19 protein-coding genes are annotated in these 25,852 nt (G+C 74.2%); 9 read left to right on the top strand and 10 right to left on the bottom strand.

What is annotated here, in order from left to right; all coding sequences use genetic code 11:
• Positions 1-31 precede the first annotated feature (31 nt).
• From RCG67_RS09495 to RCG67_RS09475, 5 genes are read right to left on the bottom strand one after another with little or no spacing between them, the layout of a single operon-like run.
• Positions 32-1,273, bottom strand: a complete 1,242-nt coding sequence (locus tag RCG67_RS09495) for a nitrate/nitrite transporter (protein WP_368825887.1) — start codon at positions 1,271-1,273, stop codon at positions 32-34.
• 32 nt (positions 1,274-1,305) lie between these two features.
• Positions 1,306-2,187, bottom strand: a complete 882-nt coding sequence (narI, locus tag RCG67_RS09490; RefSeq protein WP_368825886.1) for a respiratory nitrate reductase subunit gamma — start codon at positions 2,185-2,187, stop codon at positions 1,306-1,308.
• Entirely contained in the window at positions 2,184-2,876 is a 693-nt protein-coding gene (gene narJ, locus RCG67_RS09485) for a nitrate reductase molybdenum cofactor assembly chaperone (protein WP_368825885.1), read from the bottom strand. Before narJ ends, narI begins: the two co-directional genes overlap by 4 nt.
• A complete protein-coding gene (narH, locus tag RCG67_RS09480) occupies positions 2,873-4,546 on the bottom strand; it encodes a nitrate reductase subunit beta (RefSeq protein ID WP_368825884.1) in 1,674 nt (557 codons plus the stop codon). Before narH ends, narJ begins: the two co-directional genes overlap by 4 nt.
• Complete coding sequence (locus RCG67_RS09475; RefSeq protein ID WP_368825883.1) at positions 4,546-8,271, bottom strand: nitrate reductase subunit alpha; 3,726 nt, start codon at positions 8,269-8,271, stop codon at positions 4,546-4,548. Before RCG67_RS09475 ends, narH begins: the two co-directional genes overlap by 1 nt.
• A 204-nt stretch (positions 8,272-8,475) precedes the next feature.
• Here RCG67_RS09475 and RCG67_RS09470 point away from each other — a divergent pair, with 204 nt between their 5' ends.
• Positions 8,476-9,309, top strand: a complete 834-nt coding sequence (locus tag RCG67_RS09470; protein ID WP_368825882.1) for an alpha/beta fold hydrolase — start codon at positions 8,476-8,478, stop codon at positions 9,307-9,309.
• Positions 9,310-9,349: 40 nt separating this feature from the next.
• Here the strand turns inward: RCG67_RS09470 and RCG67_RS09465 are convergent, their stop codons facing one another.
• Positions 9,350-9,736: a hypothetical protein gene (locus RCG67_RS09465; RefSeq protein ID WP_368825881.1), complete on the bottom strand. Its 387-nt coding sequence runs from the start codon at positions 9,734-9,736 to the stop codon at positions 9,350-9,352.
• A 118-nt stretch (positions 9,737-9,854) separates the two neighbouring features.
• The gene (locus RCG67_RS09460) at positions 9,855-11,087 is read right to left on the bottom strand and encodes a molybdopterin molybdotransferase MoeA (protein ID WP_368825880.1); all 1,233 of its coding nucleotides are present in this window, start codon (positions 11,085-11,087) and stop codon (positions 9,855-9,857) included.
• Between the two features lie 50 nt (positions 11,088-11,137).
• Here RCG67_RS09460 and RCG67_RS09455 point away from each other — a divergent pair, with 50 nt between their 5' ends.
• The 6 genes from RCG67_RS09455 (at position 11,138) to RCG67_RS09430 (ending at position 15,335) form a co-directional block, all read left to right on the top strand.
• Positions 11,138-11,473, top strand: coding sequence for a biopolymer transporter Tol (locus RCG67_RS09455; protein ID WP_368825879.1), 336 nt, complete (start codon positions 11,138-11,140; stop codon positions 11,471-11,473).
• Between the two features lie 125 nt (positions 11,474-11,598).
• Positions 11,599-12,762 (top strand): GTP 3',8-cyclase MoaA, encoded by a 1,164-nt coding sequence (locus RCG67_RS09450; protein WP_368825878.1) that lies wholly within the window; start codon positions 11,599-11,601, stop codon positions 12,760-12,762.
• A 6-nt stretch (positions 12,763-12,768) separates the two neighbouring features.
• Entirely contained in the window at positions 12,769-13,035 is a 267-nt protein-coding gene (locus RCG67_RS09445) for a MoaD/ThiS family protein (protein WP_368825877.1), read from the top strand.
• Between the two features lie 4 nt (positions 13,036-13,039).
• Positions 13,040-13,633: a molybdenum cofactor guanylyltransferase gene (mobA, locus tag RCG67_RS09440; protein ID WP_368825876.1), complete on the top strand. Its 594-nt coding sequence runs from the start codon at positions 13,040-13,042 to the stop codon at positions 13,631-13,633.
• Between the two features lie 38 nt (positions 13,634-13,671).
• Positions 13,672-13,968 (top strand): DUF6457 domain-containing protein, encoded by a 297-nt coding sequence (locus RCG67_RS09435; protein WP_368825875.1) that lies wholly within the window; start codon positions 13,672-13,674, stop codon positions 13,966-13,968.
• Positions 13,968-15,335 (top strand): molybdopterin molybdotransferase MoeA, encoded by a 1,368-nt coding sequence (locus tag RCG67_RS09430; RefSeq protein WP_368825874.1) that lies wholly within the window; start codon positions 13,968-13,970, stop codon positions 15,333-15,335. Before RCG67_RS09435 ends, RCG67_RS09430 begins: the two co-directional genes overlap by 1 nt.
• 103 nt (positions 15,336-15,438) lie before the next feature.
• Here the strand turns inward: RCG67_RS09430 and RCG67_RS09425 are convergent, their stop codons facing one another.
• Complete coding sequence (locus RCG67_RS09425) at positions 15,439-15,939, bottom strand: DUF456 domain-containing protein (protein ID WP_368825873.1); 501 nt, start codon at positions 15,937-15,939, stop codon at positions 15,439-15,441.
• An 84-nt stretch (positions 15,940-16,023) separates the two neighbouring features.
• Between RCG67_RS09425 and RCG67_RS09420 the strand changes: the two genes are divergently transcribed.
• Positions 16,024-18,729: a multicopper oxidase domain-containing protein gene (locus tag RCG67_RS09420; protein ID WP_368825872.1), complete on the top strand. Its 2,706-nt coding sequence runs from the start codon at positions 16,024-16,026 to the stop codon at positions 18,727-18,729.
• An 85-nt stretch (positions 18,730-18,814) separates the two neighbouring features.
• Positions 18,815-19,468, top strand: coding sequence for a lytic transglycosylase domain-containing protein (locus tag RCG67_RS09415; RefSeq protein ID WP_368825871.1), 654 nt, complete (start codon positions 18,815-18,817; stop codon positions 19,466-19,468).
• A 7-nt stretch (positions 19,469-19,475) separates the two neighbouring features.
• On the opposite strand, the gene RCG67_RS09410 is transcribed toward RCG67_RS09415, so the two are convergent.
• Entirely contained in the window at positions 19,476-20,918 is a 1,443-nt protein-coding gene (locus tag RCG67_RS09410; RefSeq protein WP_368825870.1) for a phytoene desaturase family protein, read from the bottom strand.
• Positions 20,919-20,926: 8 nt separating this feature from the next.
• A complete protein-coding gene (locus tag RCG67_RS09405; RefSeq protein WP_368825869.1) occupies positions 20,927-25,849 on the bottom strand; it encodes an NAD-glutamate dehydrogenase in 4,923 nt (1,640 codons plus the stop codon).
• Between the last annotated feature and the right edge of the window lie 3 nt (positions 25,850-25,852).

Raw genomic sequence — 25,852 nt, 5'->3', positions numbered from 1 at the left:
ACGGACACCGTCCCCGGTGCCCGTGCGGCGCTCATCCACGAGCGCGCTCGTCGACCTTCCCCCCGTTGCGCACGGTGAACGCGAGCACCAGGGCGGCCACCGCGAACACGGCCAGCAGGGTCAGTCCCACGAAGTAGCTGCTGTTCTCGGCGTCGTAGGTGGCGCCCATCACGAGCGGCGGGAAGTAGCCGCCCAGGCCGCCGGCGGCCGCGATGATCCCGCCGACCGTGCCCACGTCCCGGGGCGGGGCGGCCCGCCCCACCCAGGCGAACACGCCACCGGTGCCCAGGCCGAGGAACAGGGCCATGGCCAGGAACGTGGGCCCGTAGACCCGCTCCGCGCCCGGCTGGAAGGCGACCACCACGGCGAGCAGGGCGGTGCCCACCAGCGAGACCACCGTGACCGTCCGGGGCCCCACCCGGTCCGCGAGCATCCCGCCGATCGGGCGCGCGACCACGGCGGCGAGGGCGAAGCCGGCGGTGCGGGCACCGGCGGCGGCGGCGTCCCAGCCGTAGACGTTGTCGAGATAGGTGGGCAGGTAGTTGGAGAAGGCCACGAAGGCCCCGAAGACCACCCCGTAGAGGAAGCACAGCTGCCAGGTGACCACGAGGGTGAAGGCGTGCTTCATCTTGGGCAGCACCGGCTCCGGGGTCTTGGCCGTGTGCACCGGCGAGTCGCGCAGCGCCACCGCGCAGAGCACCGCCATCACGGCGACCACGATCGCGATGGCGACGTGCGCCCCCAGGTAGCCGAGCCCGGCCACGAGCCGGGGGGTGAAGAACGCGGAGACGGCCGTGCCGACCATGCCTGCCCCGAACACCCCGGTCGCGAAGCCCTTGCGGTGGGACTCGTACCAGGCGGAGCAGAAGGGGATGCCCACGGCGAACACCGTGCCGGCGATGCCGAGGAAGAACGCCACCACCACGAGCAGCCCGAAGCTGCCGGTCCGGCCCACGAGACCGGTCAGCAGCACCAGCGGCGCGGTGACGCCCAGGACCACGGTGAACATGGTGCGCCCGCCGTAGCGGTCGGTCAGGGCGCCCACGGGCACGCGGGCGATCGAGCCCACGAAGATGGGCATGGCCACCAGCACCGCCACCCGGCCCGCGTCGAGCTCCATCTGCTCGGCGTAGCGCCTGGACAGCGGGCCGACGATGGTCCAGGCCCAGAAGCCGACGGCGGAGGCCACCGTGGCGAGCAGCAGATTGCGCAGCTGTCCCGAGCGCAGGTCCGGTGCGGCGGTGTCCGCGGAGGCTGACGATGCGGCTGACATGGTGCTCCTGCAGGGTCGGTCGGTGGGAGGGGTCAGCGGCGGCCGGCGCGGGTGCTGCCGCGGTCGGCCGGGCGGCGGGAGGAGCCGCGCACGCGGTCCTGGGTGCCCACCGGCTCCCAGCCCCGGCGCACCGGCACCAGGCCGGAGGAGGACCGCCCGTCGCGGGAGCGGTAGACGATGTACGGGCGGAACAGGTAGTGCACGGGCGCGGTGAACGCGTGCACCAGGCGGGTGAAGGGCCAGATCGCGAACAGCGCCATGGCCCACAGGGCGTGCACCTTGAAGGAGATCCCGGCGGCCGTCATCGCGGCGACGTCCGGCTGCAGGATCCAGATCGAGCGGAACCACGGGGAGACCGTCTCGCGGTAGCTGACCACGGAGTGGTCGAACACCGAGATGAGGGTGGTGCCCAGCCCCGTGAGCAGCGCGGCCACGAGCATGACGTACATGAACTTGTCGTTCTTGGTGGTCGCCATGAACACGGGCCCGGTGGTGCGCCGGCGCCAGATGAGCAGGACGATCCCGAGCAGCGTGCCCACGCCGGCCACGAGCCCGATGCTCAGGGCCAGGAAGTGGTACATCCCCTCGGTGACCCCCACGGCCTCGGTCCAGGTCTTCGGGATGAGCAGGCCCATGACGTGGCCCGCCAGCACGGCGAGGATCCCGAAGTGGAACAGCGGGGACGCGATGCGCAGGATGCGGGACTCGTAGAGCTGCGAGGACCGGGTGGTCCAGCCGAACTGGTCGTACTTGTACCGCCAGACGGTGCCGCCGATCACGATCGCCAGCACGACGTAGGGCAGCACGCCCCAGAGCAGGACCTCGCCGACCCCCACCTCGGCGGCGGCCGGGACCGCCGCCTCGAGGGGGAGGGAGGTCCCGGGCGCGAGCAGGCTCGCGGCGGTGGCAGTCATGCGCTGTTCCTTTCGGTCACGGGCAGCAGCCGGGGGTCGTAGGGGTCGAGGCCCACGGACTCCGTGGGCGGGCCGTAGCCGGCCATCCGCATGGCGGCGTCCCGGTCCTCCGGGGAGACACCGGGCAGGGTCGAGCACACGAGGGCGACGACGCCGTGGTACGGCAGGCCGTCGTCGCGCAGTGCCAGCCGCAGCAGCTCGAGGGACGGCCGGTAGCGCTGGAGCAGCTCGTAGCCGTCCTCCGGGGAGACCTTCGCCGCGAACTCGAGCACGAGCGGCAGGTAGTCCGGCAGCTCGGTCTCGTCCAGCTGCGCGCCGTGGGAGCGGTAGACCTCCTTGAAGGCGGCGAGCGCCTCGCCCCGCCGCCGGGTGTCCCCGTCGGTCCAGTAGGTCAGGTGCAGGCTGTGCCGCCGGGAGAGGTCGAACTCCTGGACGTAGTCGGCCTGCAGCTCGTCGAGCGGACGGCCCAGCAGCCGGTCGAGGAGGTCCTCGGGCACGGGCGCGCCCACCTCCTCGAGGGCCTCCCGCAGGACCGGCAGCATCGCCAGGAGCTCGCGGTCGGGGTAGCCCAGCAGCACGGCGGCGGCCTGCCGGGCCACCGCGCTGCGCCGCGGGTGCCGGTCCGTGAAGGTCCCGGGGTCGAGGGTGCCCTTGCCGGGCCTGCCCAGCAGCTTCTCCAGCAGGCTCACGGCCGGTCCCCGTCCTCGGAGCGCGGCGGGAAGAGTCCCGCGGGCGCTCCTCTGCCGTCCCAGTTGAGCAGGTTCACGCGGCCGGCCATCTGCTGCTCCCCGGTGGCGGACTCGCCGGTCTGCCGTGCCTGCAGGGCGTTGAAGTTCTCCACCGCCACGGGCGTGGGGCGGCCGGACGCCTCGCCGAACACACCGGTCTGGCCCATTCCTGGCCCGCCGTCCACGTCCAGGGAGCAGCCGATCTCCTCGAGGTTGTGCGCGTCCTCCAGGTGGGCGGAGGGGATCACGTAGCGCTCGTCGTACTTGGCGATGGCCATGAGCCGGTACATCTTCTGGATCTCGGAGCCCGTCATCCCGACGCCCTCGGCGATCGACTCGTCGGGTGCGTCCCCGAGGGCGATGTCGCGCATGTAGGAGCGCATGGCCGCGAGCTTGCGCAGCACGTCCGTGACGATCTGCGTGTCCCCCGCCGTGAACAGCTCGGCGAGGTACTCGACCGGGATGCGCAGCGACTCGATGGCGCCGAACAGGTTCCCCGCGTCCTCGCCGTCGTGCCCCTGGTCCTTGAGCAGGTCCACGACCGGGGACAGCGGCGGGACGTACCAGACCATGGGCATCGTCCGGTACTCGGGGTGCAGCGGCAGCGCGACCCGCAGCTCCTTGGCCAGGGTGTAGACCGGGGACCGGCGCGCGGCGTCGAGCCAGTCCTCGGGGATGCCCTCGGCGCGGGCGGCGGCGACCACCTCCGGGTCGTGCGGGTCGAGCATGAGGTCCAGCTGGGCCTCGTAGAGGTCCCGCTCGTCCGGGGTCGCGGCGGCCTCGGTGACCCGGTCGGCGTCGTAGAGGAAGATGCCGATGTAGCGCAGCCGGCCCACGCACGTCTCCGCGCAGACCGTGGGGATGCCCACCTCGATCCGGGGGTAGCAGAAGGTGCACTTCTCGGCCTTGCCGGACTTGTGGTTGTAGTACATCTTCTTGTACGGGCAGCCGGTGACGCACTGCCGCCAGCCGCGGCAGCGGTCCTGGTCCACCAGCACGATCCCGTCCTCGGTCCGCTTGTAGATCGCGCCGGAGGGGCAGGAGGCCATGCAGGACGGGTTCAGGCAGTGCTCGCAGATGCGCGGGAGGTAGAACGCGAACGTCTGCTCGAACTCGAACCTGATCCTGTCCTCGGACTCGCGGCGCACCTTCTCCACGATCGGGTCCAGGTGACCGGCCTCGGTGACGCCGCCGAGGTTGTCGTCCCAGTTGGCGGACCACTCGATCCTGGTGTCCTCCCCCGTGATCAGGGACTTGGGACGGGCCACGGGGAAGTCGGTGCCGGCGGGCGCGTTGGTCAGGGTCTCGTAGTCGTAGGTCCACGGCTCGTAGTAGTCGTTGAGCTCCGGCTGGACGGGGCTGGCGAACAGCCCGGCGAGCTTCGCCCAGCGCCCGCCCGACCTGAGCTTGAGGTTGCCGCGGCGGTTGAGCTCCCAGCCGCCCTTCCACTTCTCCTGGTCCTCGTACCGGCGGGGATAGCCCTGCCCGGGACGGGTCTCCACGTTGTTGAACCACACGTACTCCGTGCCGGCGCGGTTCGTCCACGCCTGCTTGCACGTCACCGAACAGGTGTGGCACCCGATGCACTTGTCGAGCGCCATCACCATGGCGACCTGGGCCATGACTCGCATCAGTACTGGACCTCCTGGGAGCGCTTGCGGACCACGGAGACGATGTCGCGCTGGTTGCCGGTGGGCCCGAGGTAGTTGAAGGCCCAGGACAGCTGCGCGTAGCCGCCGATCATGTGGGTGGGTTTGACGAGGATGCGCGTGACCGAGTTGTGGATCCCGCCGCGGCGGCCGGTCGCCTCGGACTTCGGCACGTCGATGGTGCGCTCCTGGGCGTGGTGGACGTAGACCACGCCGGCCGGCATCCGGTGGCTGACGATCGCCCGGCCCACGTAGACGCCGTTGGTGTTGACGCACTCGACCCACTCGTTGTCGGAGACCTCGATCAGCGCGGCGTCCTGGGGGCTCATCCACACCGTGGTGCCCCCGCGGGAGAGGGAGAGCATGAACAGGTTGTCCTGGTACTCCGAGTGGATCGACCACTTGTTGTGCGGGGTCAGGTACCGCACCGCGATGGACAGCTCCCCCCGCTCCCCGAGCGGCGGCTCGCCGAAGAGCCGGTGCATGTCCAGGGGCGGGCGGTAGATCGGCAGGGTCTCGCCCATGTCCTTCATCCAGTCGTGGTCCAGGAAGAAGTGCATCCGCCCGGTGAGGGTGTGGAAGGGCTTGAGCCGTTCGATGTTGACCGTGAACGGGGCGTAGCGCCGCCCCCCGGTCTCCGAGCCGGACCACTCCGGGGACGTGATCACCGGGACCGGGGCGGCCTGGGTGTCGGCGAAGCTGATCCGCTTCTCCTCGGAGCCGCGGGCGAGGTCCGCGAGCTCCACCCCGGTGCGCTTCTCGAGGGTCTCGAAGCCCTGCACCGCGAGTTCCCCATTGGTGGTGCCGGAGAACAGCAGGATCGCCTCGGCCATCCGCGCGTCGGTGTCCACGGCGGGGCGGCCCGCGGCGGCCCCCGAGTCGAAGACCCCGTGCAGGCGGGCCAGCTGGTCCACCTGGTGGGAGACGTCGTAGGTGATGTACTTCGTGGTGAAGCCCAGCTGCTCCGCCAGGGGGCCCACCGCCGAGAACTTGTCCCCGATCGCCGTGTAGTCCCGCTCCACGACCTTGAGGTTCGGCAGGTTCCGGCCGGGCACAGCCGGCAGGTCGGTGTTCTTCCAGTCGGGCGCGTGCCCGCCGGGCTGGGCGATCTCCCCGGGGGTGTCGTGGGTCAGCGCGGTGGCCACGAGGTCCTTGCGCACCCCCAGGTGGGTCCGCGCCTGGCGGGAGAACTCCTCGGACAGCAGCCGGAACAGCTCGTAGTCGGTCTTGGCCTCCCACGGCGGGTTGATCGCCGGGGTGAAGGCGTGCACGTACGGGTGCATGTCCGTGGAGGACAGGTCGTGCTTCTCGTACCAGGTGGCCGCCGGGAGGACGACGTCGGACAGCAGGGTGGAGCTCGTCATCCGGAAGTCCGCGGAGACCAGGAGGTCGAGCTTGCCCTCGGGCGCCTCCTCGTGCCAGGTCACGTCCCGCGGCCGGGACGCGGAGTGGTCCTGGCCCATGACGTTGTGGTGGGTGCCGAGCAGGTGCCGGAGGAAGTACTCCTCGCCCTTCGCGGAGGACCCCAGCAGGTTGGAGCGCCACAGCACCAGGGTGCGGGCCCAGTTCTGGGGGGCGTCGACGTCCTCGACGGCGAAGCGCATCTGCCCCGACTTCAACCGGTCGGCGACCCACTGCGCCTCGTCCGGCGCCTCTCCGCGCGCCACGCCCTCGGCGGCGCGGTCCGCGGCGTCGAGGGAGTTCTCGTCGAACTGCGGGTAGAACGGCATCCAGCCCAGCCGGGTGGACTTCGCGATCACGTCCGCGGTGTGCATGCCCTTCAGGTGCCCCTCGGCGAGGGGGGACTGGAGGGAGTCGGAGGAGTAGCCGTCGGAGCGCCACTGGTCGGTGTGCATGTACCAGAACGCGGTGCCGATCATGAACCGGGGCGGGCGGGTCCAGTCGGTGGCGGCGGCCATCGCGGCCCAGCCCGTGATGGGGCGGGCCTTCTCCTGGCCCACGTAGTGCGCCCACCCGCCGCCGTTGCGGCCCTGGCACCCGCAGAGCATGAGCATCGCGAGGATCGCCCGGTAGGTGACGTCCCCGTGGTACCACTGGCAGATGCCGGCGCCCAGGATGATCATCGACCGGCCGCCGGACTTCTCCGCGTTGGCCGCGAACTCGCGGGCGGTGCGGATCACGGCCTGCGCGGGGACCGAGGTGATCTCCTCCTGCCACGCCGGGGTGTAGGGGGTCGCGACGTCGTCGAGCCCGGCCGCCCAGTCCCCCGGAAGGCCCTCCCGTCCCACGCCGTACTGGGCGAGCATGAGGTCGAAGACCGTGGTGACCTTCCGCCCGGCGACCTCCGTGACGGGCACGCCCCGGTGCAGCACCGAGCCCTCCCCCGTGGCGTCGGTGAACGCGGGCAGGTCCACGACGCTCGTGGCCCCCGCCCCCGCGGTGGCGTCCGTGACGGACAGCGCCGGGCGCACGCCCTGCAGGTCGAGGTTCCACTTCCCCTCGTCCTGCTCGTTGTAGCGGAAGCCCATGGACCCGTTGGGGACCACCGGGGTGCCCGCGTCGCGGTCGATCAGCACGGTCTTGAACGCGGCGTCGGAGGCTCCCGCCTCGTCCCCGCCCAGGTCGGCGGCGGTGAGGAACTTGCCGGGCACCACGGCGCCGTCCTCCCGCTCGTCGAGGGTGACCAGCATGGGCAGGTCGGTGTACTGCAGGACGTAGTCCTCGAAGAACGGCACCCGCCGCTCCACGAAGTTCTCCCGCAGGATCACGTGGCCCATCGCCATCGCCAGGGCGGCGTCCGTGCCGGCCTGGGCCGGCAGCCACTCGTCGGCGAACTTCGTGTTGTCCGCGTAGTCGGGGCTGACGGAGACGACCTTCGTGCCGCGGTAGCGGGCCTCGACCATCCAGTGCGCGTCCGGGGTGCGCGTGACCGGGACGTTGGAGCCCCACATCATGAGGTAGGTCGCGTCCCACCAGTCGCCGGACTCGGGGACGTCCGTCTGGTCGCCGAAGACCTGGGGACTGGCCACGGGCAGGTCCGCGTACCAGTCGTAGAAGCTGTTCATCACGCCGCCGATGAGGTTGATGAACCGGGCCCCCGCGGCGTGGGAGACCATGGACATCGCCGGGATCGGGGAGAACCCGGTGCACCGGTCGGGGCCGTAGGTCTTGACCGTGTGCACGTGGGCGGCGGCGGTCATCTCGAGGGCCTCCTGCCAGCTCGAGCGCACCAGGCCGCCCTTGCCGCGGGCCTGCTGGAAGGCCCGGCGCTTCGCGGGGTCGTTCACGACCTCCTGCCAGGCGAGCACGGGGTCCCCGCCGACCTGCTCCTTGGCCGCGCGGTACATCTCCAGGAGCACCCCGCGGACGTACGGATAGCGGACCCGGGTGGGCGAGTACGTGTACCAGGAGAACGCCGCCCCGCGGGGGCAGCCGCGGGGCTCGTACTCGGGGCGGTCCGGGCCCACCGACGGGTAGTCGGTCTCCTGGGCCTCCCAGGTGATGATCCCGTCCTTGACGTAGACCTTCCACGAGCACGAGCCCGTGCAGTTCACCCCGTGCGTGGAGCGGACCACCTTGTCGTGGCTCCACCGGTTCCGGTAGAAGGCGTCCCCCGCCCGTCCGCCCTCGCGGTAGACGGCCCGGCCGTCCGGGGACTCCTCCCAGCGGGTGAAGAACTTCCCGAGCTTGAGCAGGGCGTTGGATGCGGGGCCGTCGGTGCCCGGCGGTGTCTGGCTGGCAACCATGGTGCCAACCTATCCAATTAGGCATCGGGAATTGGGATTTTTTCCTGGACCAATGAATGCCTATTCGGTGAAAAAGAATTCATGACGCATCAATCGCAGAATTCATGGTCCGTCATGAATTTCTTTTCCCTTGTTTTTCCTGCCGGCACGGGGAGCACATCGCCACGGCGCCCCCCGCGGACGGCGCCGGGCTAGCCTGACGGGATGGACCGGCCGACCCGCCGCCCCTGCGGCGGCCTCCACCTCGACGTGCGCGACGACGGGCCCCGGGACGGCGCGCCCGTGCTGCTGCTGCACGGCTTCCCGCAGGACGGCACGTGCTGGTCCCGGGTGGCGCCCGTGCTGCGGGGCGCGGGGCTGCGCACGCTCGTGCCCGACCAGCGGGGCTGTGCCGGGCGCGCACGACCGCGGGGCCGCCGTGCCTACCGGCTCGAGCTGCTCCTCCAGGACGCCGTGGCGCTGCTCGACGCCGCGGGGGTGCAGCGCGCGCACGTCGTGGGCCACGACTGGGGCGGGATCGTGGCGTGGGCGCTCGCGGCCCACCGGCCGGACCGGGTGGCCTCCCTCACGGTGGCCTCCGTTCCGCACCCCCGGGCCCTGGCACGATCCCTGACGCGCTCGCCGCAGGCGCTGCGCTCGGCCTACGTCGCTGCCTTCCAGCTGCCGGTCCTGCCCGAGGCGCTGCTCGGCCCGTGCCTCGAGGACCTCCTGCGACGGTCCGGCCTGCCGGCCGCGGACGCCGCCCGCTACGCGGCCCGGATGCAGGAGCCCGGCGCGCTCACCGGGGCCCTGAACTGGTACCGCGCCCTGCCGCTGTCCCGGTTGCGCACCGGGCCCGTCGACGTCCCGACCACGTACGCGTGGGGCAACCGGGACCCCACCCTGGGCCGGCGGGCCGCGGAGCTCACGGCCGAGCAGGTCCGGGGCCCCTACCGGTTCGTGGAGCTGGACGCCGGCCACTGGCTCCCGGAGACCCGGGCCGGGGAGCTGGCGGAACTGGTGCTCGAGCGCGTCGGCGGAACCGCGGCCCCCGGATAGCGCCCGGCCGCCGGCCCCGCAGCGGCGGGACCGGCCGTGCTCAGCCGCGCGGGGCGGGGTCCTCGGCCGGGGCGCCCCCGCGCCGGCGCCCGGGGGTCCCCGCGATGCGCAGCGCGGCCTGGACCGCCAGCAGCGCGAACGCCGCGTAGTAGATCCACACGGAGGGGTAGAGCTGGGGGACGGTGCCGTTCTGCCCGACCAGGGTGAGCACGAACAGGACGGCGCCGGCCACGAGCAGACCGAGGTGCGCGGTGCCGAACGAGCCCCGCTCGCCGCGGCGGGCGAGGAACATCGCCAGGACGGCGAAGAAGATCGGGAAGAGCATCTGACCCACCACGGTGATGCCGTTCTGGTGGTACTCGTAGCGGCCGAGCGCCTGGATCACGGCGGTGGCGGCGAGGAGCAGCGGGGCGAGCAGGGACGTCATGGGGACCTGTTCTGTGCGATCGTCCGGTCGGGGCGCGGACCAGTCTAACGAGCGGCGGCGGCACGCCGCGGCGCCCTCGGCCCCGGGCGGGCCGGCAGCGGGCCGGCCGCGCGGCGGATCAGTCCAGCAGCAGCAGCTCCACCGGGGTGCCCGCCGGCAGCTCGGTCCCGCCGGCCGGCACGAGCACGAGGGCGTTGGCCCGGGCGGCCGCGGCCAGCAGGTGGGAGCCCGGCCCGCCCGCCATCCGCACCCGGACGCCGTCCCAGACGGCCCGGCGCACCTGGGTGCGGCCGGGCAGCGGCCGCACGGCCTCCGCCAGGGGGCCCGTGGCCCGGGCCCGGGGGGCCGGGGCGCCGACGGTCTCGGCCAGGGCCGGGCGGAGGAACATCTCGAAGGACACGAGGGTGCTGACGGGGTTGCCGGGCAGGCAGACGAAGGGCACGCCGCCGGGCGCCGCCAGGCCCTGCGGCCCGCCGGGCTGCATCGCGACGTGCACGAACTCGCCGTGGGGCGCGAGCACCTGCCGGACCACCTCGTAGGCGCCCTCGCTGACCCCGCCCGAGGAGACGAAGAGGTCGGGCCGCGCCGCCGTGTCCTCGGCCAGGCGCGCCGCGAAGGCGCCCGCGTCGTCGGAGAGCAGGTGGGCGCCGATCACCTCGACGCCCGCCTCGGCGAGCTGGGCGCGCAGGATCGCCGCGTTCGCGTCGAAGATCTGGGCGGGTCCGCGCGCGGCGCCGGGGGCGACGACCTCGTCGCCCGTCGTGTAGAGCACGGCCCGGGGGCGGGCGCGCACGGTCAGCTCCGCGAGCCCCAGGGCGGCCGCGAGCCCGATCCGGGCGGGCGTGAGCCGCTGCCCCGCGACCAGCGCCGTGGCCCCCTCGGCGACGTCCTCGCCCGCCCGGCGGACGAACCGCCCGGCGGGCTGGCCCGCCGGGAGCCGCACGAGCGTCCCCGGTGCGGGGAATCCTCCGGGCAGCGACTCCTCGACGGGAACCACCGCGTCCGCACCGGGCGGCAGCGGCGCGCCGGTCATGACGGGGGCCGCCTCCCCGGGGGCCAGCGGCCCGGGGACGTGGCCGGCGGGCACGGGGGCGACGACGGCGAACGGCGTGCGCCCGTCCTCCCCCGGCACCGCCCGGCTGTCGGCGGCACGGATCGCGAAGCCGTCCATCTGGGAGTTGTCGAAGGGCTGCAGGCTCAGGGGCGCCACGAGGTCCGCGGCCAGGACCCGGCCCGGCGCGGCCGCCAGCGGGACGGTCTCCGTCCGGGGCCGCAGGCCGCGCAGGGCGTCCACGACCGCACGGCGGTGCTCGTCGACGCTGCGGACCGGGTGCTGCGCGTGCCTGCTCATTCCCCCAGGGTAGGTGCCGGGGCCGGGCCCGGCCTGGCAGGATCGGGGCCATGACGCGACGGGACGTGGAGCACACGCCGGACGGCCGGTGGGTCGTGGTGGACGGGCGCCGGTGGCGACGCCAGGACCCCGCCCTGCCCCCGGACGCGGCGGCCCGGCTGCGGTCCCACCTGGGCCGGGCCCGCGCGGCCGTCCGCACGGTGCGCAGGGACGGCACGGAGGAGGAGCTGCGGGCCGTCCGGGAGCGGGTGGGGCTCGCGAAGCTGGGCCTCGGCGAGCGCGGCACGCCGTGGTGGGAGCAGACGCCGGACGAGCGGGAGGGCCGGTGGTCCGCGGCCCTCCGGCAGCTGGACGCGCTGGCCCCGCCGGAGCGGGACGACGGCTGACCGTGCGCCGGAGATGACGCCCGGGACGGCACGGGTCGTTCCCGGCGCGCCGGGGCCTGCATACACTGGGCGGACATCCCGGCGCCGGAGCCCTGCGTGCCGGACGGAACCACCGAGGCGGTGACATGAGCGTTTCCCTGGGACTTCCGCAGGTCCGCAGTGCCGGTCCGGCGCCGAGCGGCGCCCCGGCCGAGGCGGGGCTCGTGGACCGCCACGGCCGCCGCGCCACCGACATGCGGCTGTCGGTGATCGACAAGTGCAATCTGCGCTGCACCTACTGCATGCCCGCCGACGGCCTGCCCTGGCTGCCCGCCGCGCAGCTGATGAGCGCGGACGAGATCGTCCGGCTCGTCGGCGTGGGCGTGGCGCGGCTCGGGATCGCGGAACTGCGCCTGACCGGCGGGGAGCCCCTGGTCCGCCGCGACCTCGAGGAGATCGTGGCCGGGGTGCGCACCGCGCACCCGTCGCTGCCGGTCTCGCTGACCACCAACGGTATCGGCCTGGCCGGACGCGCCCGGGGCCTCGCGGAGGCGGGGCTGACCCGGGTCAACATCTCCCTGGACAGCCTCAGCGCCGCGACGTTCCGGGCCCTGGCCCGCCGCGACCGCCTCGCCGACGTCCTGGCCGGGGCCGAGGCCGCGGCCGCCGCGGGGCTGTCCCCGGTGAAGATCAACGCGGTGCTGATGCGCGGGGTCAACGACCACGAGGCCGCCGACCTGCTCGCGTGGGCGCTCGAGCGCGGCTTCGCGCTGCGCTTCATCGAGCAGATGCCCCTGGACGCCGACCACGGCTGGACCCGGGCGGACATGGTCACCGCCGCCGAGATCCGCGACCGGCTCGGCGAGCGGTTCCGGCTGTCCCCGCACCCGGGCCGGCGCGACGGCGCCCCGGCCGAGCTGTGGGAAGTGCGCCCCGCGGCTCCCGCGCAGGGCCCCGCCGCGGGCCCCGCCGCGGGCCCCGGTGCCGGAGACCCCGGTGGCGGGGGCCCCGGTGCCGGGGACGAGCCGCTGGGCACCGTGGGGGTGATCGCGTCCGTGACGGAGCCCTTCTGCGCCGACTGCAAGCGGACCCGGATCACCGCCGAGGGGAAGGTGCGGTCCTGCCTGTTCTCGCACGAGGAGGTCGACCTGCTCCCGCTGCTGCGCGCCGGGGCGAGCGACGTGGAGCTGGCCGAGCGCTGGCGGGCCGCGATGTGGGCCAAGCCGGCCGCCCACGGGATGGACCACGTGGGCCTGGACTCCGCCGACTACGTCCAGCCGGAGCGCTCCATGAGCGCGATCGGGGGCTGAGGCGACATGCAGGTGCGCTACTTCGCGGCCGCCCGGGCCGCGGCCGGGACCGAGGCCGAGACCGTGCCCCTCGACGCGCCCGCCCGCCCCCGCCGGGAGGTGGAGGAGCTGCTGGCGCGGCGGCACCCGCAGCCCCCGCCGGGGCAGCCGCCGCTGGCCGAGGTGCTGGCCCGGTCCAGCTTCCTGCTCGACGGCGTGGCCTGCCCCGACCCGCAGGCCCCCGTCCCGGACGGGGCGGTGCTCGACGTCCTGCCGCCCTTCTCCGGCGGGTGAGCGGGTGAGCGCCCCGGGCCCGGCCCCGGTCTTCCACGCCGTGGTCCTGGCGGGCGGCCGCTCCGCGCGCCTGGGCGGACGGCCCAAGGCCAGGCTGCGGCGGGCGGGACGCACCCTGCTGGAGCTCACCCTGGAAGCGGTCCGGGAGGCGGCGGGCGTCGTCGTCGTCGGGCCCCCCGACCTGGCTCTTCCCGAGGGCGTGCTGCTGACCCGCGAGGACCCCCCGTTCTCCGGGCCGGCGGCCGGCATCGCCGCCGGGCTGCGGGCCCTCGGCGACCTGCCCGGCGCGGACTGGACCATGACGCTGGCGTGCGACATGCCCGGGGTGTCGCGGGCGGTGCCCCTCCTGCTGGCGGCGGCCCGGAGCGACCCCGGCGCCGCCGGCTACGTCTGCGTCCCGCCCGGCGGCCACCGCCAGCCCCTCGCCGCCCTCTACCGCAGCGACGTGCTGCGCGGGGCGTACGCGGGGCGGGACGCCGCGGATCGGTCCGTGTTCTCCTTCGTGCGCGAGCTCCCCCTGCGGGACGTCACCGTGCCCGCGGACGCCACCGCGGACGTCGATACGTGGGACGATGTGCAGAGGCACCACCTGACCTGACCACGAGCGGGCGGACCACCGCCCGGGAGGAGCAGCGCATGCCCGAGGACCTGAGCCCGGCCGAGAACGAGATCCTGGAGCGTTGGATCACGACGGTGCGCGGGGCCCTGGACGTGCCCGGCACCGAGCTCCCCCTGGACGCCGTGCTCGGCCTCAGCGGCCGGGTCGCCCACGGCACCGTGCGCCCCGCCGTCCCGGCCACCGCCTACCTGCTCGGCTACCACGTGGGCCGTGCCGCGGCCGCGGGCGAGGACGAGCAGCACGTCCTGGCGCGCGCCCTGCAGACCGTCGACGGCCTCGTCGCCGCCGCCCGCCGAACCCCCGAGGAGAACTGATGTCCGGACTGCCCCTGCCCCACGACACCAACAGCCCCTACACGCACGCGCTGCCCGTCATCGAGGACGACAGCGGCACGCCCGAGAGCGCCCCGGAGGAGGTGGAGACCCTCCACGACGCCGAGTGGCACCGGGCACGGCAGTTCTCCTACGAGATCGCCACCGCGCTGCCCAGCCACTGGCTGCCCCTGCACGAGGCGCTCGGCGAGGTCCTGGCCGAGGACGTCACCGCGCCGATCCCGGTCCCGCACTACGCCTCCTCCGCCATGGACGGCTACGCCGTGGCGGGCCCCCAGCCGTGGACGGTGGTCTTCCCCGAGCCCGTGGAGACGGATCCCCGCAAGATGCTGACCATCCCGCCGAAGGAGCTCTACCGGCCGGTGCTCAACCTGGAGCCGGGAGAGGCCACCCGCATCGTCACCGGCGGCCTCGTCCCGGCCGGGGCCCGGGCCGTGCTGCGGGACGAGTACGCGCACCTGTCCGAGGAGGGGACCGTGCTCACGATCGCCGCCCACGCCCCCTCGGCCGAGGACATCCCCTACGGGCAGAACATCCGCCGCACGGGCGAGGAGGTCGCGGCCGGGGACGTCATCCTGCACGCCGAGTGCCTGCTCAACCCGGCGCACATCGCCTTCGCCGCCGTCAGCGGCCACGACATGCTCCCGGTCCGGCGCCGGCCGCGCGTGACCATCCTGCTCACCGGCAGCGAGGTCGTCGAGGACGGGATCCCCGAGCCGGGCCAGGTCCGGGACGCCTTCGGCCCCCAGCTGCCCACGTTCGTGGAGATGCTCGGCGGGTCGGTGGACCAGCTCCGGCGCGTCGAGGACACCGCCAAGGCGATGCTCTCCGCCCTGACCGAGGCGCCCTCCGGGATGGCCTCGGTGCTCGACGCCCGCACCGAGGTGGTCATCACCACCGGGGGGACCGGGCACTCCGACGCCGACCACGTCCGCTCCGCGCTCCTGGAGCTGGGTGCCGTCTTCCTGCTCGACGGCCTCGCCCAGCGCCCCGGCCACCCCACGTTCCTGGCCCGGCTGCCCGAGGACGGCCCCTTCGTCGTGGGCCTGCCCGGCAATCCGCTGGCGGCGATGACCAGCATCTTCACGGTGGCCGAGCCCCTGCTGGCCAAGCTGCACGGCGACCAGCCCCCGGCCACGCGCACGCTGCCCGCGGCCGAGGAGCTGCCGGGCCAGAAGGTCACCGCCCTGGTGCCCGGCTACCTCCGGGACGGGACGGTCTCCCCCCGGGACCGGGTCGGCGCGAACATGCTGCGCGGGCTCGCGCACGCGGACGTCATCGCCGTGGTCCCGCCGGGCGGGGTGGCCGCCGGCCAGGACGTCGAGGTGGTCCCCCTGCCCTGGCGCTGAGCCGCCGCAGAGCACCCAGCCGCCACGGCACGCCGAGGGCCCGGACACCCATGGTGTCCGGGCCCTCGGCCCGTCCCGCCCGCACCGCGGACCCGGCCCGGGCTCAGGCGGTCGTGAAGAGGACCAGCGCGCCCAGCACGAACACCGTGGAGGCGGCGAGCGCGCACGCGAACTCCACGACGATCCCCAGGCCGGCCGCCTTGAGGCCCGCCCAGCTGGCGTCCAGCGCCGCCCGGAGGTCGCGCCGGCGGGCGGTCTCGCTCAGGAGCAGGCCCACGAAGAACCCCACGAAGATCCCCACCACCGGGATGACGAACAGCCCCACCACGGCGCCGACCGCGGCGTGCAGGAGGGAGCGGTTGGGGATCTGCCGGCGCTTGAGCCGGGTCCCCGTGAGCACGGCGCTCGCGGCCATCCCGGCGATCGCCAGCGCGGAGCCCACAACCAGGACGGTCCAGCCCTCGACGGCCTGGACCGTGAGCGCCCAGACCAGCAGCCCGACCACGATCAGGATCGAGCCCGGCAGCACCGGCACCACGACGCCGAGGCACCCGACGACGAGCAGGGCGGCGGCGACGAGGGTCGCGATGATCTCGGCAGTCACGCCCCCATCGTAGGCGGCACGACCGGCGACGACCGCCCCTTATACTGGTATTTGATCCGCAAATTAGCAGAGCAGGTGAGCTCCGTGCACGCATCCGCACGCCCCGGGAGGCGGTCCTCCTGGCACCGCCGGGCCGGCCGGCCGGTCCGCCTGTGGATGGCGGTCCTGCTGCTCGTGGTCCTCTTCCACCGCTGGATCCCGGAGACGCGGTGGCTGCTGGTGCACGTGGTCACTCTGGGGCTCGTCACCAACTCGATCCTCGTGTGGTCCCAGCACTTCACCGACTCCCTGCTGAAGAACCGGGTGCCCGACGACGCCCGGGGCCGGCAGCTGGCCCGGATCGGGCTGCTCAACGCCGGCACCGCGCTGCTGGTCGTGGGCCTCCTCACCGGCTGGTACGGCCTGGTGCTCGTCGCCTCGACCGCCGTGGGCGCCGCGGTGGCCTGGCACGGCGCGTCCCTGCTCCGGCAGCTGCGCACGGCGCTGCCGTCCCGGTTCGCCGTGACCGTGCGCTACTACGTGACCGCGGCCTTCCTGCTGCCGGTCGGCGCCGTCCTCGGCGCGCTCCTGGCCGCCGGCCCCGCCGCCGGCTGGCACGCGCGACTGCTCCTGGCCCACGAGGCCGTCAACGTCCTGGGCTTCGTGGGCCTGACCGTCGCCGGGACTGTGCTCACCCTGTGGCCCACGATCCTGCGCACGCGCCTGCCGGAGCGCTCCACCCGGGTCGGCGCCGCCGCGCTGCCCGTGCTGGCCGGCGGGCTGGTGCTCACCGGGACCGCGGCGCTGGCGGGGTCCTCCGCGCTCGCCGCGGCGGGACTGGCGGTGTACGCGGCGGGGCTGGGCGCCGTGGTCGCGGTGCTGGCGCAGGCCGCGGGGCGGGCCCGCCCCGCCGACTACGCGGGCTGGTCCGTGGCGGCCGGCGTCCTGTGGTGGGCGGCCGGCACGGTCGCCGCCGTCCTCGTCGTGGGCCTGCGCGGGTTCGACGCGGCGGCGCTGGGACAGCTGACGGTCCCGTTCGTGGCCGGCTTCCTGGTCCAGGTGCTGCTGGGGGCCATGACCTACCTCCTCCCGGTGACCATGGGAGGCGGCCCGGCGACCGTGCGGGCGGCCCACCGGGCCATCAACCGCGCCGGGACGTTCCGCGTGGTGGTCGTCAACCTGTGCGTGCTGCTCTTCGCCCTCCCCCCGGGCACAGTGCCCTCCTGGGTCCGGGCCGTGGTCTCCCTCCTGGGCGCCGCGGCGCTCTTCGCGTTCGTCCCGCTCATGGTCTCCGCCGCCCGGATCTCGGTGGCGGGGCGCCGGGCCGCCGCGGCCCGCCGGACCGGGGAGCCGGCGCCCGCACCGGAGGCCGTCGCCCCCGCCGCGCCTCCGCGGCCGGCCCGCGAGGCGCTGGCCGGGGTGCTGGTGGTGGCCCTGGGCGTCGCGGCGGGCGTCGCCGCGAACCCCGCCGCGGCAGGCTTCGACCTGCGCGGCGGCGGCTCCGGGGTCCCGGCCACGGGCGGGACGACCACCGTGCAGGTCAGCGCCCGGGAGGGAATGCGCTTCGAGCCCGCCACCGTGGAGGTCCCGCTCGGCGACGAGCTCGTGATCGAGCTCACGAACGAGGACCCGACCAACGTCCACGACCTCGTCCTGGCCTCCGGCACGAGCTCCGGGCGCGTCGCCCCCGGGCGGACGGTGACCGTGGAGGCCGGCGTGGTCGACGGCTCCCTGGAGGGGTGGTGCTCGATCGTCGGGCACCGCAGCCTGGGCATGACCCTCGACGTGGTCGCGGTCGGCGCGGACGGCGCTCCCGGCGCCGCGGCCGGACCGGGGCAGGGGGTGCCCGGACCGGTCCCGGCCGGCACCGATCCGGCCGCCGGGGCGGACCTCGCGGCCGCCCCCGGAGCGGACGCCGAGGTCCGCTCCCCCGTGCTCGAGCCCGTCGGGGAGGGCGTGCTGGAGGACGGCCGGCGGGTGCACCGCGTGGACCTCGACGTCTCCGAGGGCGAGCACGAGATCGCCCCCGGCGTCCGCATGCGGGCGTGGACGTACAACGGCCGCTACATGGGCCCCACGCTGCGCGGGGAGGTCGGCGACGTCTTCGAGATCACGCTGCGCAACGGCGGCACGATGGGGCACTCGGTGGACTTCCACGCCGGCACGGTGGCGCCCGACGAGAACATGCGCACGGTCGCCCCGGGGGAGTCCCTCGTCTACCGCTTCGAGGCGGTGCGCTCGGGCCTCTGGCTCTACCACTGCTCCACCGCCCCGATGAGCACGCACGTGGCGGCGGGCATGTTCGGCGCCGTGGTGATCGACCCGCCGGGGCTCCCCGAGGTGGACCACGACTGGCTCCTCGTGCAGAACGAGACGTACCTGGGCCCGCCCGGGGAGACCGCCGGCGACGGGACCGGCGTGGGGGTGGACGCGGTCGTGGACCCCGCCAGGATCCCGGGCGGGGTGCCCAGCCTGACGGTCTTCAACGGCCACGCCACCCAGTACCTGCACGAGCCGCTGACCGCCCGCACCGGCGAGCGGGTGCGGATCCGGGTCCTCGCGGCCGGTCCGTCCACGGGCCTGAGCTTCCACGTGGTGGGCGGTCAGTTCGACACCGTGCACAAGGAGGGCGCCTACCTCCTGGAGCCCGGCGGCGCGGGGCCCGGCGGGGCCCAGGCCCTCGACCTCGCCCCCGCCCAGGGCGGCTTCGTGGAGCTGGAGTTCTCCGAGCCGGGCACCTACCCCTTCGTCAACCACTCCCTCGTGGAGGCCGAGCGCGGGGCCCGCGGCCTGATCGAGGTCACCGGCTGACCCGTTCCGCCCGCCGGGCGGGCCGGGTGCTGTCCCCCCAAGTGGCCGCAGACCGGGACGGCCGGGTCCTCCTAGCCTGGAACGGATGGCCACCACCGTCCTGGACCCCGCGCGCCCCGGCGCCGAAGGAACCGGCGCCGAGACAGCCCACGCCGAGAAAGCCCGCACGGCGGAACCCGCGCCGCGCGGTTCCCCGTGGTTCCTGCTGGCCTCCGTGGTGCTGCTCCTGATCGGCACCGGCGGGCTCTTCCACGCCAACGCCCCCGGGTGCTGCGGGACGCCCGCGGGCGAGGGGCCGAGCCGCACCGCCCCCGTTCCGGAGCCGTGGGGCGACAACGTCCTGGCCGCCGCCGAGCTCTCAGGACTCCCGCCCGAGATCGTGGCCGCCCAGCTGGACGTCGAGAGCCGGTGGGACCCGCGGGCCGTCAGCCACGCCGGCGCGCAGGGCCTTGCCCAGTTCATGCCGGACACGTGGGAGCGCTACGGGCGCGGTGACCCCTTCGACCCGCGGGCCGCCATCCGCGCCCAGGGCGTCTACCTCAAGGACCTGCGGCGCATGGTGCGGGGACTGGCGCCCGCCTCGGCCCAGGAGGAGATCGACCTGGTGCTCGCCGCCTACAACGCCGGGCCCACCGCGGTCCTGCGGCACGGCGGGATCCCGCCGTTCGCCGAGACCCGCGGCTACGTGGCGCAGATCCGCGAGCTCGCGGCCACGACGTACGCCGGCATCGGCGCCTGAGATCCCGTCAGCCGGCGGCCCGCCGGCTCCGCGCCAGGCCCCGCAGCGCCCTGCGGGCGGCGTGGTAGCCGGCCATGCCGTGCACCCCGCCGCCCGGCGGGGTCGACGACGAGCACAGCCAGACCCCCGGCACCCCGGTCGCGTAGGGATCGGCCTGCACGGCCGGGCGGAACACCTGCTGCAGCCCGTCCAGGGAGCCGCCGCCGATGTCCCCGCCCACGAGGTTCGCGTTCCACGCCTCCAGCCGGGCCGGTGAGGTGTCCACGCGCTCGAGGACCCGGTCGCGGATCCCGGGGGCGAAGCGCTCGAGCTGGCCGAGCACCCGCTCCCCCGCGCGGGGGTCGTCGCACCCGTGCGGGACGTGGGCGTAGGCCCACAGCACCTCCCGGCCCGCGGGCGCCCGGGACGGGTCGGCCGCCCCCTGCTGCGCCACGAGCACGAACGGGCGCTCCGGCAGCCGGCCGGCCCGGGCCTGCTGCTCCGCGGCGCCGATCTCGGCGAGGGTCCCGCCCACGTGCACGGTCCCCGCCTGCGCCACGCTCGGGTCCCGCCAGGGCACGGGGCCGTCCAGCAGCAGGTCCACCTTGTAGGAGGCCGTGCCGTAGCGCCACCGGGCCAGCGCCCGCCGGTACCGGTCCGGCAGCTCGAGCCCGCGCAGGCCCAGCACCTGCCGGGGCGTGAGGTCCAGCAGGACGACGTCGGCCGGCCGCACCCGGGCCAGGTCCGTCACCGGGGAGCCGAGGAGCACGCGGCCGCCGTGCTCCTCGAGGTCGGCCACGAGGGCGTCGACGACGGCCTGGGACCCGCCGCGCGCGACCGGCCACCCCGTGGCGTGGGCGGCGGCGCCGAACAGCGTCCCGAAGGCGGAGGTCAGGACGTGCCGCGGGGGCAGCACCGCGTGGGCGGCGGACCCGGCGAAGAGCCCCCGGGCCTGCTCGGTGCGGAACAGCGCCCGCGCCGTGGCCGCGGCGGGCCACGGCGCGCGCAGGCCGAAGGACGCCAGGGCCCGCGGGTGCTCGGGCACGCGCACGAGCGGGCCCAGCACGGACTCGACCGTCTCCTCCCAGCGCTCCACCACGCCGCGGTGCAGCAGGGACCACGCCCGGCCGTCCGCGCCCAGCCCCGCCGCCGTGCGCTCGAGCGAGCGGTGCAGCAGGCCCGGCGGGCCGTCGTCGAGCGGGTGCGCCGCGACGACCGGCGGGTGCAGCCACTCCAGGCCGTGCCGGTGCAGGCCCAGCCGGGCGAACAGCGGGCTGGCCACGCCGAAGGGGTGCACGGCGGAGCCGAGGTCGACCACCGTGCCGGGGCCGAGCGCGGCGGCGGAGCGGGCCGCGCCCCCGGCCGCGCCCGCCGCCTCGTGGACCGTGACGTCGAGCCCCGCACGGGCCAGCACCACGGCCGCGGCCAGCCCGTTGGGCCCCGAGCCGACGACCGCGGCCGTTCCCCGCACGGGCCGTCCTACCCGGCCAGTGCGCTGCGCATGGTCCGCAGCGCCACGGACAGGGACGCGAGCTCGGCGGAGGCCTCGCCCGTGTCCTCGGCCTCGATCTCCCCCAGCACCTCCCGCAGCCGGCTCAGCCGGGACTCGTTGCTGGCCTCCCAGGCCTCGACCTTCTGCCGCGCGTCCCGGCCGGGTGCCTCGAGCGCCTGGTCGGCGAGGGCCACCAGGGTCGCGTAGACGTCCTCCCGCATGGACATCCGCGCCAGGTTCTCCCAGCGCGTGGTCTGCGGCAGGCCGGTGATCCGGTTGAGCAGGCTCTCGATCCGGTAGCGGTCGTAGAGCCGGAAGTAGACCTTGGCGATGGTCTTGATCTGCTCCTCGTCGAGGCTGCCGTCCTCGGCGATCGCCTCCCCGGAGGCGTGGGCGAGGCGGGCCACGTCCAGCAGCGCGAACGCGTCCAGCAGCTGCGACCACTCCGTGGCCAGCGGGCCGGGGACGCCCTGCCGCTCGGCGGCCTCCGCCCGGGAGTCGACCCGCTGCCGGGAGTCCTCCCCGAGCAGCCGGTCCTCGAGGAACCGGATGTCCACCGTGGGCTTGTAGCGGTCGATGACCTCGGCGACCGGGTTGGCGGTCTCCTCCCGGTTGATGAGCCAGCGCACCACGCGGTCCAGCAGGCGGCGCATGTCCAGGAACATCCGGTCCCACATCTCGGTGGGCACGTCCGCGGGCAGCTCCCGGTGCTGGTGGGCGTAGCGGTCGATCTCGTAGATCTGCACCGCCGCCACGAAGGCGCGGGCCACCTCCACGGGCCCGCACCCGGTCTCCTCCATCACGCGGTAGACGAAGGGGATCCCGCCGTAGTTGACCATCTGGTTGGCCACGACCGTGCCGATGATCTCGGCGCGCAGGGGGTGGGTGCCGACGAGCTCGCCGAAGCGCCGCGTGATCTGCTCCGGGAAGTAGGCCTCGAGGACCTCCACGAACCACGGGTCCTCGGCGAGGCCGCCCTCCACCAGGGCCTCCGAGAGCTGGATCTTCGCGTAGGCGGCCAGCACGGACAGCTCGGGGGAGGTGAGCCCGTGGCCGCCGCGGACCCGCTCGCGCAGCTGCTCGTCGGTGGGCAGGAACTCGATCTCCCGGTCGAGGTCGGCCGCCTCCTCGAGCCAGTGCATGAACCGGATGTAGGCCTCGTTGAGGTCCCGCACGCGGGCCCGCTCCGTGGTGAGCAGCACGTTCTGCGCCACGTTGGTCTCGAGCACGAGCCCGGCGACCTCGTCGGTCATGGCCTCGATGAAGTCCGCGCGCTCGTCCGCGGAGAGCTCCCCGGCCACGACCATGCGGTCCACGAGGATCTTGATGTTGACCTCGCGGTCGGAGGACTCCACGCCGCCGGAGTTGTCGATCGCGTCCGTGTTGATCAGCGCCCCGTTCAGGGCGGCCTCCACCCGGCCGAGCTGGGTGCAGCCCAGGTTCCCGCCCTCGCCGACGACCTTGGCCCGCAGGTCCCGGCCGTCGACGCGGATCGCGTCGTTGGCCTTGTCCCCCACGTCCGTGTGGGTCTCCTGCGCCGACTTCACGTACGTGCCGATCCCGCCGTTGTACAGCAGGTCGGCGGGCGCCGTCAGGACCGCCCGCATCAGCTCGATCGGGGAGAGCTCCTCGACGCCGTCGTCGAGGCCGAGGGCCTCGCGGACCTGGGGGGAGATCGGCACGGACTTCACGGTGCGCGAGTACACGCCGCCGCCGGCCGAGATCTTCTCCGGGTCGTAGTCCTGCCACGAGGACCGGGGGCGGCCGAACAGCCGCTCGCGCTCGGCGTAGGAGACCGCCGGGTCCGGGTCGGGGTCGAGGAAGATGTCGCGGTGGTCGAACGCGGCGACCAGCCGGATGTGCTCGGAGAGCAGCATGCCGTTGCCGAACACGTCGCCGGACATGTCGCCCACGCCCACCACGGTGAAGTCCTCGGTCTGGGTGTCGACGCCGAGGGCGAAGAAGTGCCGCTTCACCGACTCCCAGGCCCCCCGGGCGGTGATGCCCATGGCCTTGTGGTCGTAGCCCACCGAACCGCCCGAGGCGAAGGCGTCCCCGAGCCAGAACCCGTACTCCGCGGAGATCGCGTTGGCGGTGTCCGAGAAGGACGCCGTGCCCTTGTCCGCGGCCACCACCAGGTAGGAGTCCTGCCCGTCGCGGCGCACCACCTGCTCCGGGTGCACGGCGACGTCCCGGCCGGACTCGTCCCGGACGAGGTTGTCGGTGATGTCCAGCAGGGAGGCGATGAACAGCTTGTAGGCCTCCCGGCCCTCGGCCACCCAGGCGTCCCGGTCCACGGCCGGCTCCGGCAGCTGCTTGGGGTAGAACCCGCCCTTCGCCCCGTTGGGCACGATCACGGAGTTCTTCACCATCTGCGCCTTGACCAGGCCCAGGACCTCGGTGCGGAAGTCCTCGCGGCGGTCCGACCAGCGCAGGCCGCCGCGGGCCACGGGCCCGAAGCGCAGGTGCGTGCCCTCGACCCGCGGGGACCACACCCAGACCTCGAACATCGGGTGCGGCAGCGGGGCCGCGCTGATCCGCCGGGGGTCCAGCTTGAACGCCATGGTGGGGCGGTGCCGGTACACGTTGGTGCGCAGGGTCGCGGCCATGATCTCGGCCAGGGCGCGCAGCAGCTTGTCCGCGTCCAGGGTCGGCACCTCGTCCAGGGCCTCGGTGAGCCGGCCCTGCGCGCCGTCGCGCTGGGAGGCGCGCACGGCGTCGTCGAGCGCCGGGTTGAAGCTCGCGTCGAAGAACTCGACGAGCGCGCGGGTCACCTCGGGGAACGCCAGGAGCGTGTCCGCGATGTAGTCGAAGGAGTTGGGGTGCCCCAGCTGCAGGAGGTACCGGACGTAGGAGCGCAGCACGGCCACGGTCCGCCACGTCATGCGCTCCGTCAGCACCAGCCGGTTCAGGGAGTCCGACTCCGAGCGGTTGGCCAGCACCGCGCACAGGGTGTCCTCGATGAGGTCCTCGGTCTTGGCGTCCTCCGGACCGGTCGCGTCCACGCCCTCCGGCAGCCGCACCCCGAAGTCGTAGAGCTGGAAGTGCCGGCCGTCGGCGGGGGTGACCTCGTACGGCTTCTGGTCGAGGACCGTCAGGCCGAGGTTCTGCAGCATCGGCAGCAGCGCGGTGAGGGACAGCGAACGGGTCAGGTAGATGTTCAGCCGCACGCCCGCGGGGTCGTCGACGACGCGCACCTCCGCGGGCAGGTCCGGGTCCCGCCCCCACAGCTCCTCGCAGCGCTGGAGGTCGAGGAGCGCCTCCTCGATCTCGTAGTCCGCCCGGTAGGCGTCCGGGAACGCCTCCGCCCAGTTCTCGGCGTGGGTCCGCGCGAGCTCCTCCGGGAAGTTCCGGTGGATCGCACGGGCCAGCGCCTCCGGCCAGGAGCGCACCGCGGCCCGCAGCCGCGCCTCCAGGCCCTCCCGGTCGAAGGACTGCACCTCACCGGTGTACGGCAGCCGGATGCGGAAGAACAGGCGGGCGAGCGTCGAGGAGGACAGCCGGGCGTCGAAGTCGATGGACTCGGCGTCGAAGGTGCGCTCGAGCTCCTCCTCGATCCGCCGGCGCACCGACGTGTTGTACCGGTCGCGGGGGAGGAAGACGACCGCGGACATGAACCGCCCGAAGTGGTCCTGGCGCAGGAACAGGCGGGTCTGCCGCCGCTCGTCCAGGCCCATGACGCCGCGCATGATGTCGTAGAGCTCGTCCGCGGTCATGTGGAACAGCTCGTCGCGCGGGTAGTCCTCGATGTTGCCCATGAGGTCCCGGGCGGAGTGCGAGTCCTCGAGGAAGCCGAACCGCTCGGCGACCTCCGCCATCTTCTCCTTGATCAGCGGCGTCTCGCGGGCCGGCGTGTTGTAGGCGCGGCGGGTGAACAGCCCCAGCACCAGGTACTCGCCCACGATCCGGCCCTCGTCGTCGTACTTGGCGACGCCGATGTAGTCGAGGTACTCCCGGCGGTGGATCGACGAGCGGCGGTTGGCCTTCGTGATGAACAGCGTGCCGGCCTCGCGGGCGTGCTCCCGGCCCAGCCCGGTCAGGACCTGCCGGTGCGGCTTGGCGTCGTGCTCCACGAGCAGGCCCCGGCCGGTCCCGGGGCGGCTGACCAGGGAGAGCCCGTCACCGGTGTCCTCGAGGTCGTACTCCTTGAACCCCATGAGGATGAAGTTGCCCCGGACCAGCCAGCGCAGGAACTCCTGGGACGGTCCCACCAGCGGCGGGTGCCCGCCCTCCGGCAGGTCCAGCTGCCGCAGCCGGTCGAGCTCCTCCGCGAGCCGCCCGACGCGCTCCTTGAGCTCCACCTGGTCGTCGTCGACCCGCCGGACGTCCTCGAGCAGGCTCGAGAGCCGGTCCACGAGCTCCTGGGCGGTGTCGTCCGAGATCTGCCGGGACAGCTCCACGGAGATCCAGGACTCCACGACGTGCGTGGTGGAGCCGTCCGAGCGGAAGCCGGCGAGGCTGGGCAGCGCGGTGGTGTCGCCGCTGGAGGTCGCCGAGAAGTCCGGCACCTGCTGGAGCCGGCGCAGCTCGTGGGTCTCCGCGTCCCGGGCGGCGACGAGCACGGGGTGGATGAGCAGACGGGCGCCGCCCCACTTGGCGGCGATCTCCGCGGACACGGTGCTCACGAGGTAGGGGACGTCCTCGGTGACCACGAAGACCACGGAGGTCGAGTCCTCCTGGCGCACGCCCACGGCGATCTCCCGCGGCGCCCGGGCCCGGCCCACCTCGTGGTGGTGCTCGGCACGCTCGCACAGCTGCTCCTCGGTGCGGGCCAGCAGGTCGTCCTGCGGGACGTGGCGGTAGTACTCGTTGATCCACTCCCGGTCCCCGGTCCATTCGGGGGCCCTCGGGATCACGCGGATCGCCTCGGTCCGGTCCTCGTCGGGGATCGTGTACTGGTCAGAGGCCACAGC

Source organism: Kocuria cellulosilytica (assembly GCF_040981245.1).
GTDB lineage: Bacteria > Actinomycetota > Actinomycetes > Actinomycetales > Micrococcaceae > Kocuria > Kocuria cellulosilytica.
The sequence above is the reverse complement of the archived record's forward strand: the minus strand, read 5'-3'. Positions and strand labels throughout refer to the sequence as shown.